Origin of the sequence: Bacillus hominis, assembly GCF_018332515.1 — a bacterium.
Classification (GTDB): Bacteria; Bacillota; Bacilli; order Bacillales; family Bacillaceae_G; genus Bacillus_A; species Bacillus_A hominis.
Window position 1 is genome coordinate 14,656 of the sequence record NZ_BOQD01000080.1, and the last position, 16,274, is coordinate 30,929.

Below are 16,274 nucleotides of genomic sequence, written 5' to 3' on the forward strand. Positions count from 1 at the left end.
TTCTTTTTCATTAATAACACCGAGTTTTTGCAAAACATTCGCGTACAATACAAGCTTATTATATACCCGTTCCGACATTTTCGTCCCCTCTTTCCTCCAGCCAACTTTTTTTCTATTGGTAAATTATATGAAGGAAATGAGAAAATGTGTCCAATTTTTGCACGAATGCAAATCTTTTCTCTTACTATTCGAGAGCATATCAAAATTTTTGTTAAGTAAGTCCAACTATCCATAAAAGCTTGAGTCGCTAGTCAATTAACGGGAGATGGAACCTCCCGCCGCTTACTAGCAAACTGTCCATTGAATATTATGCTTTTTAACTTCTTCTTCAAAACTATATGGCATTTTCTTATCACAAATAACATGTTGAATACGAGAAAATCCTGCTATTCGGTAGTTCCCTTTTACGCCTATCTTTGTATGATCACATAAAATATACGTTTTCTCCGATAATTTAATCATCGCTTCTGACAATTTCGCTTTTTCTAATTCAAAGCTGGAAACCCCAAAGCTAGGTAACAATCCATCAATCGAAACGAATGCTTTATGAAAATGGAATTGATGAATTACTTGCTGCGAAATAGACCCCGACACACGTGAATGTTTTGGAGATACTTTTCCACCAATAAATAAAACCTCACCGTGAAACATCTTTTTATTAATAGAAGATATTAATTGTGTCGCTACTGGAAAAGAGCTCGTAACAATCGTTAAATTTTTACGATGAACAAGATATGGCACCATTTGAAGTGGTGTACTTCCATCATCAATCGCAATAACATCTCCATCTTCCACAAACGTTGCTGCTTTATATCCAATTCTTTTCTTCTCTTCTATATGCAGCATCTCTCGTTCTAACATCGGTGCCTCTATACCAGCTCCCGGAAGTTGAACGGCTCCACCGTACACTTTCTTCAATTTTTTTTCACGATCTAATTCTTCTAAATACCGACGAATCGTCTCTGTTGATACTGCGAACTCTCTTGCTAATTCTGAAACTTTTACTTTCCCTTTAAACTCTACCTTCTCAAGAATTGTCCTCTTTCTTTCTTCACCTACTACAGACATAGCCTCACCCCATTTATATCTACCTCATATTATACAAAGTTATAATTTTCTTTTTCAGTGAAAATCTCTTCATGAATATAAATACCGCGCTTTTCTAGTTCGTCAAAAATAATTTGTGGATTTTCGAAAGCTTCTTCAGGAGTAATAACACCGACTTTATTAACTACTCCTTTTGCAATTAACTCTGTAGCAATTCCAAATGGGATTCCAACGTTTCTTGTATAGGCTCTTAATTTCTCCCAACCTACTACAGAACCGTCAGATATCGGATGTGTATGGTATAAGACATGTCGCTGTTTTTGATTCTTTTTCATACCTACTACTTCTACATGAAGTGCATAACCATAAAGCTCTGTTGCTTGCCCTTCTTTCGATTTTAATAGATACTTCGAAATACAATCCATAATACCAATTTCTTTACCGTTTATTTCAATTTGATCATTACGCAATATACCATAATCATATAAAGCACGAACGAGCTGCATATTTTGCTCTGGCCAAGTACCTCTCGTTTCTATTAGCCCAACACCTTTATCCTCCAGTGCCTTCGCTAACGTAATCGTTTCTGAATGCGGGATTATATACTGCATTGTTTTTCCGTAAGGTGCTGGTAATTCAATTTCTCTCGGGCGCGCAAACGGAAGTACTTGCTTAAATTCACCTTCCTCATACACTGTACGCGTCGGCAAATGTGGATCATATTCATATGTCGTTGTCTCTGTAATTGATGCAGAAAAAGCAATTGGACGATACGAGCCATGACTTACTCGAACTGACTCTACAGTATCTAGCTGATTTGCTGCATACATGGCCATCATTTGCGTTACACCTGGTGTCATACCAAATCCAGGTAAACATGTTTTTCCGTTTTGAACAAATTTAGAGTGGGATTCATTTTCTTCACCAAATCCATTTAAGTTCACACCGTGGCAGCCGGCATCTGCAATACAGCGAGTAGACAATCCATTTAATTTTATCGTCGTACCATCCATTACAATGTCATAGCCTTTCATTTTTGCGACCGTATCCTCATGATTTGTCACATCGACTTTCACAAAATCAACACGAGAATCATTTAACCACTCTACTACTTTTCGGCCTTCCTCTTCATTAAAATCGGCTACCGTAATCGTCTCAAAAGATGAAAATTGAACTAAATCTAAAATTGCTTCACGACAAATTTTACCCGCTCCACCTAAGCAAAATACTTTCACCCTATAACAACCCCTTTAGCAATACTATCAACTAAGCGAATAATATCTTCCTCATGTACATCACCGATATTTCCAATGCGGAACGTATCTACTTTCGAAATTTTTCCAGGGTAAATAACAAATCCATAACGCTTTAAATCGTTATATAACTGTTGAAACTCGAATCTCTCTTCTGGATAAATGAAAGATGTAATAATAGGAGATTGATATTTCTCATCTACTAGCGCTCGAAAACCAATTTCTTTCATTCTATTAACTAATAGCTTTTGATTATTATAATATCGATTGTAACGCGCTCTTACTCCGCCTTCTTCTTCTAATTCAAGCAATGCCTGATAAAAAGCGTGTACAACATGTGTAGGTGACGTAAAACGCCATTTTCCATTTTTTTCTTCCATCGTTTCCCATTGATCGTATAAATCTAACGATAAAGAACGGGCTTGCCCTTTACACTTCAGTAATTCAGCACGATTTGCGATAACAAATCCGAATCCGGGAACACCTTGAATACATTTATTCGCACTACTAATTAGAAAATCAATTTGCAACTCAGCAATATCTATTTCAATACCACCGAAACTACTCATCGCGTCAACCAGTGTAACTTTTCCGTATTGTTTTCCCAATTTACATACGTCTACAATTGGATTAATAATACCTGTAGTTGTTTCACAATGAACAACTACAATATGCGTAATCTCTTTATCTTGTTGCAATAACTTTTCTACTTCTGCAATATTAGTAGGCTCCCACTCTTCTGTTTGACTGACCACCACATTTATATGTAACATCTCTGCGATTTGTACAATCCGCTTACCGTACGCACCATTTGTACAAACTAGCAACTTTCCATTTTTAGGAATAGCAGAACCAATTACTGCTTCAACCGAAAACGTACCGCTTCCCTGCATTAAAACTGTTGTGTACTTTTCTTCTTCCTTTGTCGCTAACGATACAAGCCTATTTCTTACATCTTGCACCATCGTGTTATATTCAACATCCCACGTACACCAATCGTATAACATAACTTCTTTTACAGTTTTTGTTGTCGTTAATGGTCCTGGTGTTAATAATAAGTAGTGATTTTCATTCATGATCCTATGCCCCTTTTATGAAATAATAAGTTCTTGTTTCTCGATATGTTCAATTACGTTCTCGAGTTCTTGCATCGTTTCAATCGTAAAATGAGCCCCGTTTTCAACGAAACGATTACGAACTACTTCCATCTTTTCACGAAGTTCTACCGGATCCATATTTTCAACTTCCCACTCGCTTAAGCCGAGCTCACTACTACCGAGAATTACGCCAACAGTCCACATCCCAGCATTTATGCCCTCTTTCATATCTGACACCGTGTCTCCCACTTTTATCATATGATTCATCGGATACACACCAAGTTCCATCGCATTTTTATAGCACATCCACGGGTACGGACGACCTGCTAGAACATCATTTGGTGTAACAAGAAAATCGGGTTTATACCCTTGTATTGCTGCTTCTTTTGCTACAATATCCATCATTTCTCTCGTATATCCAGTCGTTGAACCAATTTTAATGTCTCTTTTACGTAATGAAGCCATCACTTCTCTTATCCCATCAATTGGCGTGGCATAGTTTGGCAAAATAGCAAAGAGAATTTCTTCAAATTCTTTATACATCTCATGAATGTCTGCTTCTGTTGGTAATTGTCCGAAAACACGCTTCCACTCATTCGCAATACGAGGCATTTCTGTTAGTGCTCTTACATGATCTATTTTTAATAATCCCATTGGCTTACGTGCTTCTTCTGCTGTAATTTCAACACCGCGTTTATGAAAAATTTTCATGAATACTTCCAGTGGTGCAAAACAACCGTAATCAACTGTTGTACCTGCCCAATCAAAAATAACTGCTTCAATTTTCATTCTATCCATCACCCTTCTTACTTATCTTTTTTGCCATTGTGACGTTCGGTTACGAAGTGCTTTCGTTCCCCATTCATATACAACTCTCACTACAATATTTGTAACAACAATAAGTACACTCATTGCAGCTGCTGGTGCTACATTTCCTGCATCATCCATATTTACAATTGATACCGCAGCTAGTTTAAAATCAGCCGCATATAAGAACACTACTGCCGATACAGTTACCATTGAATTTACGAAATAGTACATAACCATTTCTAAAATAGCTGGTAAACACATCGGTACTGTTACTCGAAAGAAAGTTTTATAAAATGGTACACTCATCGACTGTGAAACAAGTTCAAACTCTCGGTCCAGTTTCTTTAAAGCAGTCGTTGCGGTAACAAACGTTACAGAGTAAAAATGAATGATATTTACTAATACTAAAACAGCAATTGTGCCATATAAGGAATGAAACGGATTTGTTACTGAAAGTCCTAGAATTTGAATTGTTGGTTGACTGAAGAAAAAGACATATCCTAATCCAAGTACTAATCCAGGAATCGCTAACGGTACAATAGAGAAAAAGTAACCTACTTTTCTGAAAAACTGTAGCTGTTCTATTTTTTCAATCGCATAAGCGAACACAAATGTTAAAATCGCCCCTATAACTGCCGTAATAGCTGAGACAATTACACTATTTTTAAATGCTTCAATTCCGTCTCCTGTCAAACTTGAAAAATTAAAATGCTCAAGTGTAAAACTCATATTGTAGGGCCATACTTTCACACTTGCAGCAATACCAACTGCCACAAATAAAAGAATGATCATAAGCGTTACTACGCTACAATATACGAATGAAATAACATCTCTTTTCTTATTATTTATTATTCTGTAAGGTACTGCTTTTGAAGATAAGAGATTCGCCTGTTTTCTTTGCGTAATACGATCAACTGCAAATGCGAAAATAGCTGGGATTAATAAAATCATTCCGACAGTTGCGCCCATGGACATATTTTGCTGTCCAATTACTTGCTTATATACGTCAGTAGCAAGTACGTTATATTGTCCTCCAACAATTTTCGGTGCCCCAAAATCAGTGAAACTAAGTGTAAATACAACGAACATCGCGCTAATTAATCCATATTTCACACTAGGTAAAGTAACCGTAAGAAACTGTTTCACTTTACTTGCACCTAACATATTAGAAGCTTCATATAAACGATAATCAGAACCTTGAAAAGCAATTAATAAAATAAGGAATGCTTGCGGAAATGTATACATAACTTCAGCCATTACAATTCCTACTGGTCCATATAGCGGTATTTGTATTCCTTCAAATAAACCAAACATCCCTTTCGTTATTAACCCTTGATTACCAAATAAATAGGTAAGCGCAATACCATGCATCATCGTCGGTGCAAATAATGGTAATAATGCTACGTATTGAAATACGCGCTTTCCAAAAACATTTGTACGAGCGATTGCATATGCGTAAGCGAAAGCGAGTGTAACTGAAATAATTGTTGTAGCGCCCGAAATCCATATCGTATTTTGTAATGATTGAACTAGCGTTGGTGTTGTGAAATATTTACTGAAATTCGCAACACCAACGAAAGCCCCGTCTTTGTCATAAAAGGCTTGTGTAAACAGTTGTAATAAAGGCAATACAAGCATGATAAAAAATGAAAGAAACATACCAATAATTAATAGTCTTTGTATCCACTCTTCTTTACCGATACGTCTCTTAATCTTTTTTTTCGTACTTTCTACCTTAAAGTTTTCTAACATCTCCATCTATACAATGACCTTCTTTCCATATGACAACATATGATTTTCTGAGAAAGAGATTTGAATTGGCTTTCCTTTTCTAATAGCAGTTTCCTCTACTTCTGATGCCAATATATCCACTACAATTTTCTCGTTATAAAGGTGTGTTTTCTCTTCTATGACCCTCACTTCCGTCCGGTATACAGATCCGCGAAATTCCATACTTTCTACAACTGTTTTAATGCCATTATTTTGTACAACTGTTACATGTTCAGGACGAATTGCATGTTCTTCGTTATTTTTCGAAAAGAAATTAATAGAACCAATAAAATCTGCCACAAACGGATTGGCTGGTCTTTGATAAATCTCCTCTGGTGTTCCAATCTGCATAATTTCCGCATGATTCATTACAACAATTTTATCAGCCATCGTTAATGCCTCTTCTTGATCATGCGTTACCATAATAGTTGTTACTCCCACTTTTTCTTGCAAATCACGCATTTCTCTACGCAACTTTTCACGCACTTTTGCATCTAAAGCAGATAACGGCTCATCAAGTAACAAAATATCGGGGGACAGAGCAAGTGCACGTGCAAGTGCTACTCGCTGCTGTTGTCCACCAGACATTTGAGCAGGATATTTATCTTTTACATTCAGCAAATCAACAAGTTCTAATGCCAATAGAGCTTTCTCTTTTACTTCTGCTTTTCCATATTTTTTTGTCTTTAAGCCGTATTCAATGTTTTCAAGTGCAGTTAAATTCGGAAATAATGCATACGATTGAAAAACCATTCCGAAGTTCCTCTTTCCAGGTGGTAATGCTGTAATATCTTTTCCATTCACAGCTATACTACCTGTTGTTGCCTCTTCTAGCCCTGCTAAAATTCGAAGCAACGTCGTTTTCCCACAACCACTCGGGCCTAATAAACAAACAAACTCATTTTTTTTCACTGTAAAAGATATATCTTTTAACGCTGTAAATGCATCAAACTGCTTCTGAATGTGTTGAATTGATAAATATTCGCTCATTTTTCTCTCTCCCACTTACTTACTTTTTCGGTTCTGCTTTTTGACCAAATTCTTTTTCCCAACGTTCTAAAATTTTGTCACGATTTTCTGCTGCCCACTTGAAATCATTCTTTTTGTATAGCTTTTCTGTCACATCTTTAGGGAATCCATCTGGAAGCTTATAATCATTTTTAATTGTCGCAAATCCATTTTTCTCAAAATATAACTTCATTACATCATCTGTAATTGCCCAGTCTAAAAATGCTTGTGCTAATTTATCATTTTTTGCATTATCTTTCTTAATAAGTGCGTTCGCTTCTACTTCCCAGCCTAATCCTTCTTTCGGCAGTACAACTTCAACTGGTGCACCTTTTTGTTTCTCTTTCAAAGCACTATAAACCATTGATACACCAACCGGATATTCACCTGCACCTGCTAATTTCGCTGGTTTTGAACCTGAATGAGTATAAGTTGCCATATTATCATGAAGTTTCTTCATGTATTCCCAGCCCTTATCTTCTCCCATAATTTGTAGCCATGCAGAAACTGTTAAAAATCCTGTTCCAGAAGAAGCTGGATGTGGCATAACAAGCGTTCCTTTATATTCTGGTTTCGTTAAATCTTCATATGATTCTGGCATCGGTAAATTTTTCTTCTTCAATTCTTCTTTATTCACAGCAATTCCAGTCATAAATGCAGTATTACCTACCCATTTTTCTGGTTTCTTATCATCTTTAAATTGCGGAAGGACACGATCTGCTCCTTTTGGAGAGTATTCTTTTAACATATCTTTTTTCTCTAAAGCTAATAGACTAGACGCTGCAGTTCCCCATACAACATCTGCTTGTGTATTTTTTCCTTCAGCTAGCAATTTCGCTGTAATAACTCCTGTCGAATCACGAACAATGTTCAACTTCACATCTGGGTATTTCTTTTTGAAAGAATCAAGATAAATTGGTACAAGCTCTTCTTCAATCGCTGTGTAAACAGTTAATGATCCAGATAATTTATCATCTTTCACTTTTGCTCCAACACTTTCTTCTTTCTTTGCACCACACCCCATTAATAACGAAAATACCATTCCAGTTGCTACAGCTTTAAAGATCGTTTTTTTCACTGTTTCTCTCTCCTTTGACAAATCTTATGTACAATTCAAATATAAACAACTAGTGTAAAAGCAGTATTAAACCAACATTAATCTTTTGTTTGTTGTTTGTTTTTGTGTAATACGTTGCTACTTCTATGTTTTTTCGCATTTTTCTGCTAATAACAAACACGAAATTTACAAAAAATTAAAAAAACCTTTATAATCCCACAAAAAAATGAGGCGTTTGTAAAAAACGCCTCATTTTTGTTTACCTTTTTTTGAATTACGATTTGCATACTTCGCACTATTTTCTCCTTCATACTCTAATGCAAATTCTGCATCTGGTAGGCTTTCTTTCGGAGTTTTATTATTATTAATTGCTGCATTTTGTTTTACTTTTCTTTTTACCAACATACTCACCTGCTCTCACTAAATAACTTTCTATTCTAGTTTGAAACAACTTAAAATAATTATTACTGGGAAGTGTTAACAAGTACATAAGGGCTTATAGATGGAAATACTACATACGAACAAACCATTACAAAAAGGAGCGATTACTTTGAAGGAGAAAGAACCGATCCAATCGCCAATTTTAGACGAAACGCTCCCGCATCAAATGAATTTCCCATCATTTAAAGGAACGGGAAAACAAATGCAACAACCTTTTGTAAATCAATACGACGTTGTTATCGGTGATAGTAAATATAATTCTGAAAACAGCCCTCTTAATAATTGGAGTGATGAGGTGGATCCCGCCATTATGTCTGGGAAAGAATGGATACACCCTACAAATGATATTGGGTGGATTTCAGAAGAAAATCAAGAACTACTAAAAAATGAAGTTGATAATAAAAATGATGGTTTTATGCATCCTCAATTTGGAATTAATGACTAAAAAACCATTCTACCTAACATAGGTAGAATGGTTTCATACTATCCAATAATAATTCTCTCTTTCGGATACTTATAGCGAGGTGGTTGTTCTCTTCCACCACTAGCTAAAATAAATGTCAAAATACCGACGCGTCCAATAAACATAAGTACAATGAGTACAAGTTTACCAACAGTTGTTAAATCTGGCGTAATACCTGTTGATAGTCCCGTCGTCCCGAAAGCAGAACAAACTTCAACGATTAAGCTCATAAGCGGTACATTTTCCGTAATGGATAAAATAAATAGCGCCGTGGCACATAATAAAATCCCCATCGTCATAACGACAGATGCTTTCAACACATCCTCTTCATGTAACTGACGCTTGAAAACTCGGACTGTTCTCCCGCCCCTTGCAAATGTATATAACGATAATATACTAACCGCAAATGTTGTCGTACGTATCCCGCCCCCAACCGAACTAGGAGATGCTCCTATAAACATTAATATACTCATAAATAAAAGCGTCGATTGTGACAATTCACGTATATCCATCGTGGCAAGTCCACCACTTCGCGTCGTCACAGATTGGAATAATGTATAAAATACCGTTTCATGCCATGACTTTCCTACTAAAAAATGATTTCGTTCTAATAGAAAAATCATAATTGTTCCAACCACAACGAGTGCAAAAAATGTCGTTGTCGTTAATTTCGTAAATAATGAAAAACGAAATAGTTGCTGTCGCCTTTTACTAAGGAATTGCTTCACTTCCATTAACACAGGGAAACCAATAGCCCCTAAAACAATAAGAAACATATGAATAATTTGAACAATATAATCTTTCTTGTACGGAATAAGTGATTGCCCTGTTAAATCAAATCCCCCGTTCGTTGTTGCACTAACAGCGGCAAAGAAACCGTGAAAATATGCTTCTTGCCAAGTCGGGAAATACAACAAAAATCTTGTACCTAACAGTAACGCTCCAATGAGCTCTATTGAAATAATTACAATTAAAATAGAACGCATCAATTCCACAAGACCTGCCAAATTCCCTTGGTTATGGTCTGCCATAATTAATCTTCTTCTTTGCAAACCAATCTTTTTACCCGTTATAATCCAGACGAATGTACCAAGTGCCATAATTCCTAAGCCGCCTAATTGCAAAATAAGGGCCAAAACAATAATTCCTGCCGTTGTAAATGTATCTGAAATAGTAACAACAGACAGCCCTGTAACACTTACAGCACTAACAGATGTAAACAGTGCATCTATAAATGTCCATTTCACGCCAGGCTTCGTAACAAATGGTAAACTAAGCAAACTTACCGATACGACTACCGCTAGTAAATAGAATACAACGATTAGTTGTACGGGACGTAATTTTTGTAAAAACTTTTTTATATCTCTCATTCCATCACTTCGCTACCTTTTTTCTATCGATTAAATAAAGAAAAATCATCACTTTCTTTATTTGTAAATAACTGCTGAAATAGTTTCGCAAATACCATTCCGTACACGGTCCCATTTCCCCCATATGGCAGTGCGTAATATAAATTATGTATCTTTTTATCTTCTTTTAAAATAGGAAGACCGTCATGACTACCACCAAATGCGGCTGCCCAATAGTACTCTGCCTGTATATTTTTATACTGCGGGAACATTTCTTTTACAGTGTTAATAAGGATATCACGCTTATGCAATAATTTCGTATCGCCGATTGTTTGAATTTGCATCGCTTCATCTAATCCACCTACAATAATGCGGTTTTGATACGTTCGAAAATATAAGTAAGGCCGTGCTGTTTCCCAAATTAATGATTGCTCATGCCAGCCTTCAAAATGATTTAGCTTATTTGTAACAATTGCATAAGACGTTTCTACCGTTGTGTTTTTTTCTTTCTTTCCAGAGATTGCTTCATAACCTGTCGCCATAATAATATTCTTTGCTACGATTTTATTTCCTGTTTTCGTGTAACAAATTAAATCATTTTGGATTTGTTTAACATGTAATGCCTCTGTATGTTCATATATAGTAGCACCCATTTGTTTCGCTTTATGTAAAAGACTATGCGCTAATAAATATGGATTCACTTCTGCATCACCATGCGTATATAACGCTGCTTGTTTTTTAAATGAATAACGTTTCTTAATATCAGACTCTGTAAAATATTCAACTGGAAATCCATAATGGTGTAACGTATTATATTCTTCTTGTAAAAATGAAATATCCTCATCTCTACTTGCATAATACAAACTATTTCGCGGAATAAAATGGGGGTCAATATCGAGAGTTGGAACAACTTTCTCCATTGTTCGCAGCGCTTCATAACAAAGTCTATATGCCCGTACCCCTTTCTCTTCACCAAATGTATGAATAAGAGAGGTCAACGATTTATCATGAACAAATTGTAATAACCCTGTATTTGCAGCTGTGCTACCACATGCGATTGCTCTTTTTTCAATGAGCATAACACGCATTCCAATTTCCGCTAACGAATACGCTATATGAGCACCTGCTTCTCCACTTCCAATTACGAGCACATCACATATCATATCATTTTCTAACGATGGATAACAAGGTACAGAAACTCCAGAATTCCAAAACAACTTACCAGTCATAAGCTTCATAATTATACTCCTACCATGTAATTTTCTCCTTTCTATGTTTCGTCATTTCCCATAAAAAAATCCAACTAACATACGCTAGTTGGATTTTTTCTCTTTAATTAGAACGCTCTTCAAGCCAATTTCCAACCGTCGGATATGTTTGCTTTACAGCCGTCCCACCATACACAATAGACATATGTCCTGTCGGTAAACATACATACTGTTTATCTGTGCTAGAAATATGATCAAGTAAAGCTTCTACTTGACATGGCAGAGCGATATGATCACGTTTCGCAGAAATATTTAAGACATTCGCCTTAATATTTGCAAGGTTTACCTTTTGTCCGCGAATAACGAGTTCACCCTTCACTAATTTATTGTTTTGATAAAAATCACGAATCCACTGTCTATATGATTCGCCTGGGAACGGAATACCATCGCCAACCCACTTTTGAACTAATTTCCAACTTTCGACGAAGCGCTCATTTTCTGAACGATCTACTAAAGCAACATATGGACCGACAAAGTTTGTAATTGGTTTTAACATCTTGTTTCCGAAGTCAATCATTTCTGGCGGAATATTTCCGAATGTATCAACCGCTTTATCTAAATTGAAATATTTCTCATCTAATAAAGGACCGTATAATCCTGTTTCAGAGAAATCAAAAGGACTTGTCATAAAAATCAAGTTACGAATTGGCATGTCCGGATGAAGCGCTGCATAAATAGATGTTAACGTTCCACCCATGCAATAACCAAGTAAAGAAATCTCGTCCGATTTTGCAGTTCGCATTACTTTTTTCACTGCTTTTGCAATGTAATCGAACACGAAATCATCAAACTTCAAATGACTATCTTCTAAACCAAATGTGCCCCAATCAAGCATATACACATCAAAACCACGATCGACTAAATATTCCACTAAACTATTCCCTGGAGTTAAATCCATAATATACGGTTTATTAATAAGAGCGTATATTAATAAGATTGGAACTCTCTGTGTTTTTTCTTGTTTTGGAATGTAACGATAAAGCTTCGTTTTATTCTTCGTCCAAATAACCTCTTTCGGTGTTAAACCAACTTGTGGTTCTGGTTCGCGTAATAAAACTTCGCTCGCTCTTTTCACACGGCGATATGCTTTACGATATTCTTCTGGGTACAACTCTAATTGCTTTTCCCATTCTGTTACGAATGTAGTCATTTTTTTATCTCCTTTTCGGTCGATTTCTTTCTAAAAAAGAAGTGCATTCCTGCTATGGATATGCACCTTTTTCTTACTTCATTACATGTATAATCCGCCGTTAATGTTTAATTGCTGACCTGTGATATACGCACCGTCACGGCATAGGTATACTACACCTTTTGCAATTTCATCAGCTTGACCAAAACGTTTTTTCGGGATTTTCGCAACGATTTTTTGACGCACTTCTTCTGGTACTTCTGCTACCATTTCAGTATCAATAAATCCTGGGCAAATTGCGTTTACAGTTACATTTGTTCTTGCAAGTTCTAACGCTAATGATTTTGTAAATCCTAACATACCTGCTTTTGCTGCTGAGTAATTTGTTTGTCCAAATCCACCAGCTTGGCCAATAATAGAAGAAATACTAATGATTCTTCCTTCTTCTGCTTCCGATATGTATGGAAGTACCGCGCTTGTCGTATTAAATACACTGCTTAAGTTCACGTCAATTACGCGCTCCCAATCTTCACGATTTAATTTTTTGAATGTACGATCTCTTGTAATACCAGCATTATTAACAAGAATGTCAACTTTACCAAAATGATTCACAGCTTCTTCTACAAGTCTGTTTGCATCTTCTACTTTAGAAACATCTGCTTGAACTGCATAAACATCATGTCCTTCTTTTCCTAATTCATTTACTAAGTTTTCAGCTGCTTCTTTACTGCTGTTATAGTTAATAACTACTTTTGCTCCCTCTTGTGCTAATGCTACTGTAATTGCTTTTCCAATTCCTTTTGCCCCACCTGTTACGATTGCTACTTTGCCATTTAATTGAACCATTTCTTTTCCCCCTTAAATGAATTTGTGAACGATTGTTATGAATCATTTTGGTACTCATACTAATTGAGTCCATATATTAATTATGTTTCGTTGTTTATACATGAAAAGAGATTCTCCCTCTCTCTTTTACACGTTATAAACAAACGCGATTATCATTTTTTATTTTCTGGCTTATTTACAGGCTTTACTTCTTCTTTTACAGGTACTTGTAGTTTAGCTAGTACTGCATTTTGCTTTTCTAGCAATTCTAAAATTTGATCAACTTTCGTTTCTAACGTGCGCATATCTTGTTTTACTTTCGTAACATCACGCTTTAATGTAGGAGCTTGTCCTAATGAATCCACTTTCTCTTCTAGAATTTCCTCGATGTTATCAACTTTATTTTCTAAGTTAATAACAAGCGTAGCTACTCTAGCGATATCCTCTCTCGTCGGCACATTCACCTGCTCTAAATAATTTTTTGTCGTATCATTTAATGCTTTTTGATAAAACAAATTCAAATCTAGAACGCTGCCCATCCAAGCAGAATATTCTTCTGTTTTAATTGTTTCATTGAGCGCTTTTCCCCAAAATGTTTCGGTTTGTTCATAAGCATTTTTCCATGCTTGCAATGGATCGAATTTTTGATCAATCACTTCGCCTACACTCCCTTTTTCTTTTTTGAAACAATTCAACCTATTCACTATTTTCTAATATTCCAAATAAAAATTCAAGTCTATATTTTATTTTTCTTTATTTTCCGATAAATGTATTGACATTAAAAACAGATAGGTGTAAATTGCACTTATAAGCAAAAAATTCCATTTAACTGATTCATGAGGTGATGCACAATCATGCTACATAATGAACCAGAACACCCAGAAAGTTTGGAAAAAAACCAAGCAAAACAACCAAACTCCATGCCAAAAAACTTCTTAGTTCCTTTCTTACTTCTCTGTCTAAAAGACTGGAGTCTTCATGGTTACAAACTGATTCAAATGCTAATGGACATCGGCTTTTCTTCTGTTGACCAAGGTAATGTGTATAGGACCTTGCGCAAATTAGAAAAAGAAAATCTTATTTCTTCTACTTGGGATACAAGTGAAGGCGGGCCAGCGAAACGAATTTATTCTTTAACAGAATATGGAGAGCAATATTTAACAACATGTGCGACTTCTTTTGAACATTATCAAAATATGTTGCGGACGTTTTTCACGTTATACACCAATGCATTCTTTCCATTTTCTACTTCTCCAGAAAAGGATGAAAAGGATTCTTCATCTTCACCTGGTGGTACAGCAGAGTAATCTGCGTTCACAATATGCAAAAAAACATTTGGAGGTTCAAACAATGGAAACTAAGCCATACGAATTAGTCGATGCATTTTGGAAAAACTGGTCTCAATCTCTTTCCCTCTTCTCTTCAGCTGGGAAACAATTAGAACAACTTACTTTAGAAACGTTAAAACAACAACAAGACGCTTTGCATAAATTAACATCAGGAGTAGATGAACTAGAAAAAGAACTACACCAATTCACTGCTCAATTCAATAACCAATATACAGACTATGTGAAGCAATTAACTGGAAACTCCTTAAATGATCAAATTAACGAGTGGCAAGAAAAGTGGAATGAGCTTTCTAATCAAATGCACCAACTTACTGTTTCTCCTACGAAAACATCTTTGTCTATTCTTACTCAAACTAGCGGCCAATTTGAAGAAACAACAAAACACTTTATCGAACAACAACAGTCGCAACGTGAAGAGGTTCAAAAACAGTTAGAAGTTTTTTTGGGAGAGTTCAAGTCCAAACAACTAGAACTCGCAAAGCAGTTCGAGGAAAACTCAAAAAATCTATTTACTTCCATCAAGTAAGAAAAATGTGGCAAATAACTGCAGCACAAACAAAACTCTTTCTTCCTCCTACTACATCAAGATGGCTTACATTTTTCGATATGGAAAAGAAGGAGGACAAAATGAATCCATTTCAAGAAGCACAAACTGTTCCGGAGCTTCGTTACGATGAGATTCAAGTCGGTGATCAAGCATCACTTACAAAAAAAATTACGGATGAGGACGTTATCAATTTTGCAAAATTGACTGGAGATGTAAATCCTATTCACATTCTAGACTCTTTTGCAAAAACGACAATGTTCAAAGAACGTATTGCCCATGGCATGCTCGTTTCAAGTTTTATTTCTACGATTCTTGGAACGAAACTCCCAGGCAAAAATACGATTTATTTATCACAAAACGTTTCATTCCGTGCTCCTGTCAAAATCGGTGATACACTTCGCGTTGTGGCAGAAGTTATTAAAAAGCGTGACGATAAAAAAATCATTACATTGCAAACAAACATATATAATCAATCCGATGATATTGTCGTAGAAGGTACAGCGACAATACTGAAAAAAGAGTAGCAAATTTGCTACTCTTTTTTCTATCCAAGAACTTCTAATCACACCGTTTACTTCCGTGTATGAGTATGTCGTTTACACATAAAATAACGTTACCAGATGGCACTTAGCTAAACTGGATTACTCTTTAAGGATGTGTATCAGCATGGTTAAAACAAACAAATTACTAGTTCCGGGTGCAGAGCAAGCACTTGAACAATTCAAATATGAAATCGCACAAGAATTCGGTGTAAGCTTAGGATCTAACACAGCATCTCGTTCTAACGGATCAGTTGGCGGTGAAGTAACGAAACGTCTTGTTGCTTTAGCTCAACAACAATTACGCGGATAACTATATAAC

18 protein-coding genes are annotated in these 16,274 nt (G+C 35.9%); 5 read left to right on the forward strand and 13 right to left on the reverse strand.

All coding sequences use genetic code 11. From position 1 onward, the window contains the following. Nucleotides 1-285: 285 nt before the first annotated feature. From KI356_RS09400 to ykzP, 8 genes are all read right to left on the reverse strand, one after another. On the reverse strand, nucleotides 286-1,068 hold the full coding sequence (locus KI356_RS09400; RefSeq protein ID WP_128282247.1) for a DeoR/GlpR family DNA-binding transcription regulator: 783 nt from the start codon (nucleotides 1,066-1,068) through the stop codon (nucleotides 286-288). A gap of 29 nt (nucleotides 1,069-1,097) precedes the next feature. Beyond that, nucleotides 1,098-2,282 (reverse strand): saccharopine dehydrogenase family protein, encoded by a 1,185-nt coding sequence (locus tag KI356_RS09405; protein ID WP_128282246.1) that lies wholly within the window; start codon nucleotides 2,280-2,282, stop codon nucleotides 1,098-1,100. Further along, nucleotides 2,279-3,376 (reverse strand): 2-aminoethylphosphonate--pyruvate transaminase, encoded by a 1,098-nt coding sequence (gene phnW, locus KI356_RS09410; RefSeq protein WP_212935312.1) that lies wholly within the window; start codon nucleotides 3,374-3,376, stop codon nucleotides 2,279-2,281. Before phnW ends, KI356_RS09405 begins: the two co-directional genes overlap by 4 nt. A 15-nt stretch (nucleotides 3,377-3,391) precedes the next feature. After that, nucleotides 3,392-4,186 carry a phosphonoacetaldehyde hydrolase gene (phnX, locus tag KI356_RS09415; protein WP_128282244.1) on the reverse strand — a complete coding sequence of 265 codons (795 nt, stop codon included), beginning with the start codon at nucleotides 4,184-4,186 and terminating at the stop codon, nucleotides 3,392-3,394. Between the two features lie 21 nt (nucleotides 4,187-4,207). Further along, on the reverse strand, nucleotides 4,208-5,965 hold the full coding sequence (locus KI356_RS09420; RefSeq protein WP_212935313.1) for a putative 2-aminoethylphosphonate ABC transporter permease subunit: 1,758 nt from the start codon (nucleotides 5,963-5,965) through the stop codon (nucleotides 4,208-4,210). Further along, nucleotides 5,966-6,967: a putative 2-aminoethylphosphonate ABC transporter ATP-binding protein gene (locus tag KI356_RS09425; RefSeq protein WP_212935314.1), complete on the reverse strand. Its 1,002-nt coding sequence runs from the start codon at nucleotides 6,965-6,967 to the stop codon at nucleotides 5,966-5,968. A gap of 19 nt (nucleotides 6,968-6,986) precedes the next feature. Further along, a complete protein-coding gene (locus tag KI356_RS09430) occupies nucleotides 6,987-8,063 on the reverse strand; it encodes a putative 2-aminoethylphosphonate ABC transporter substrate-binding protein (protein WP_212935315.1) in 1,077 nt (358 codons plus the stop codon). Between the two features lie 228 nt (nucleotides 8,064-8,291). Next, entirely contained in the window at nucleotides 8,292-8,444 is a 153-nt protein-coding gene (ykzP, locus tag KI356_RS09435; protein ID WP_000240799.1) for a protein YkzP, read from the reverse strand. 100 nt (nucleotides 8,445-8,544) lie between these two features. On the opposite strand from ykzP, the gene KI356_RS09440 reads away from it, so the two are divergent. Next, nucleotides 8,545-8,928, forward strand: coding sequence for a DUF3905 domain-containing protein (locus KI356_RS09440; RefSeq protein ID WP_002117319.1), 384 nt, complete (start codon nucleotides 8,545-8,547; stop codon nucleotides 8,926-8,928). A gap of 38 nt (nucleotides 8,929-8,966) precedes the next feature. Here KI356_RS09440 and KI356_RS09445 read toward each other — a convergent pair whose 3' ends face one another. From KI356_RS09445 to phaR, 5 genes are all read right to left on the reverse strand, one after another. After that, nucleotides 8,967-10,316 (reverse strand): TrkH family potassium uptake protein, encoded by a 1,350-nt coding sequence (locus tag KI356_RS09445; protein WP_212935316.1) that lies wholly within the window; start codon nucleotides 10,314-10,316, stop codon nucleotides 8,967-8,969. Nucleotides 10,317-10,339: 23 nt separating this feature from the next. Further along, nucleotides 10,340-11,533, reverse strand: a complete 1,194-nt coding sequence (locus KI356_RS09450) for an NAD(P)/FAD-dependent oxidoreductase (RefSeq protein ID WP_212935317.1) — start codon at nucleotides 11,531-11,533, stop codon at nucleotides 10,340-10,342. Nucleotides 11,534-11,627: 94 nt separating this feature from the next. Beyond that, on the reverse strand, nucleotides 11,628-12,713 hold the full coding sequence (phaC, locus tag KI356_RS09455; RefSeq protein WP_212935318.1) for a class III poly(R)-hydroxyalkanoic acid synthase subunit PhaC: 1,086 nt from the start codon (nucleotides 12,711-12,713) through the stop codon (nucleotides 11,628-11,630). Between the two features lie 81 nt (nucleotides 12,714-12,794). After that, nucleotides 12,795-13,538 carry an acetoacetyl-CoA reductase gene (locus KI356_RS09460; RefSeq protein ID WP_002117312.1) on the reverse strand — a complete coding sequence of 248 codons (744 nt, stop codon included), beginning with the start codon at nucleotides 13,536-13,538 and terminating at the stop codon, nucleotides 12,795-12,797. A gap of 152 nt (nucleotides 13,539-13,690) precedes the next feature. Continuing rightward, a complete protein-coding gene (gene phaR / locus KI356_RS09465; protein WP_000566956.1) occupies nucleotides 13,691-14,173 on the reverse strand; it encodes a polyhydroxyalkanoic acid synthase subunit PhaR in 483 nt (160 codons plus the stop codon). Between the two features lie 198 nt (nucleotides 14,174-14,371). Between phaR and phaQ the strand changes: the two genes are divergently transcribed. The 4 genes from phaQ (at nucleotide 14,372) to KI356_RS09485 (ending at nucleotide 16,265) form a co-directional block, all read left to right on the forward strand. Beyond that, nucleotides 14,372-14,824 (forward strand): poly-beta-hydroxybutyrate-responsive repressor, encoded by a 453-nt coding sequence (gene phaQ / locus KI356_RS09470; protein WP_000903018.1) that lies wholly within the window; start codon nucleotides 14,372-14,374, stop codon nucleotides 14,822-14,824. A gap of 43 nt (nucleotides 14,825-14,867) precedes the next feature. Further along, entirely contained in the window at nucleotides 14,868-15,392 is a 525-nt protein-coding gene (phaP, locus tag KI356_RS09475; RefSeq protein ID WP_002011575.1) for a polyhydroxyalkanoic acid inclusion protein PhaP, read from the forward strand. A 101-nt stretch (nucleotides 15,393-15,493) separates the two neighbouring features. Beyond that, entirely contained in the window at nucleotides 15,494-15,937 is a 444-nt protein-coding gene (locus KI356_RS09480; protein WP_001067911.1) for a MaoC family dehydratase, read from the forward strand. A gap of 142 nt (nucleotides 15,938-16,079) precedes the next feature. Beyond that, nucleotides 16,080-16,265 carry an alpha/beta-type small acid-soluble spore protein gene (locus tag KI356_RS09485; protein WP_000241212.1) on the forward strand — a complete coding sequence of 62 codons (186 nt, stop codon included), beginning with the start codon at nucleotides 16,080-16,082 and terminating at the stop codon, nucleotides 16,263-16,265. The last annotated feature ends 9 nt before the right edge of the window (nucleotides 16,266-16,274 follow it).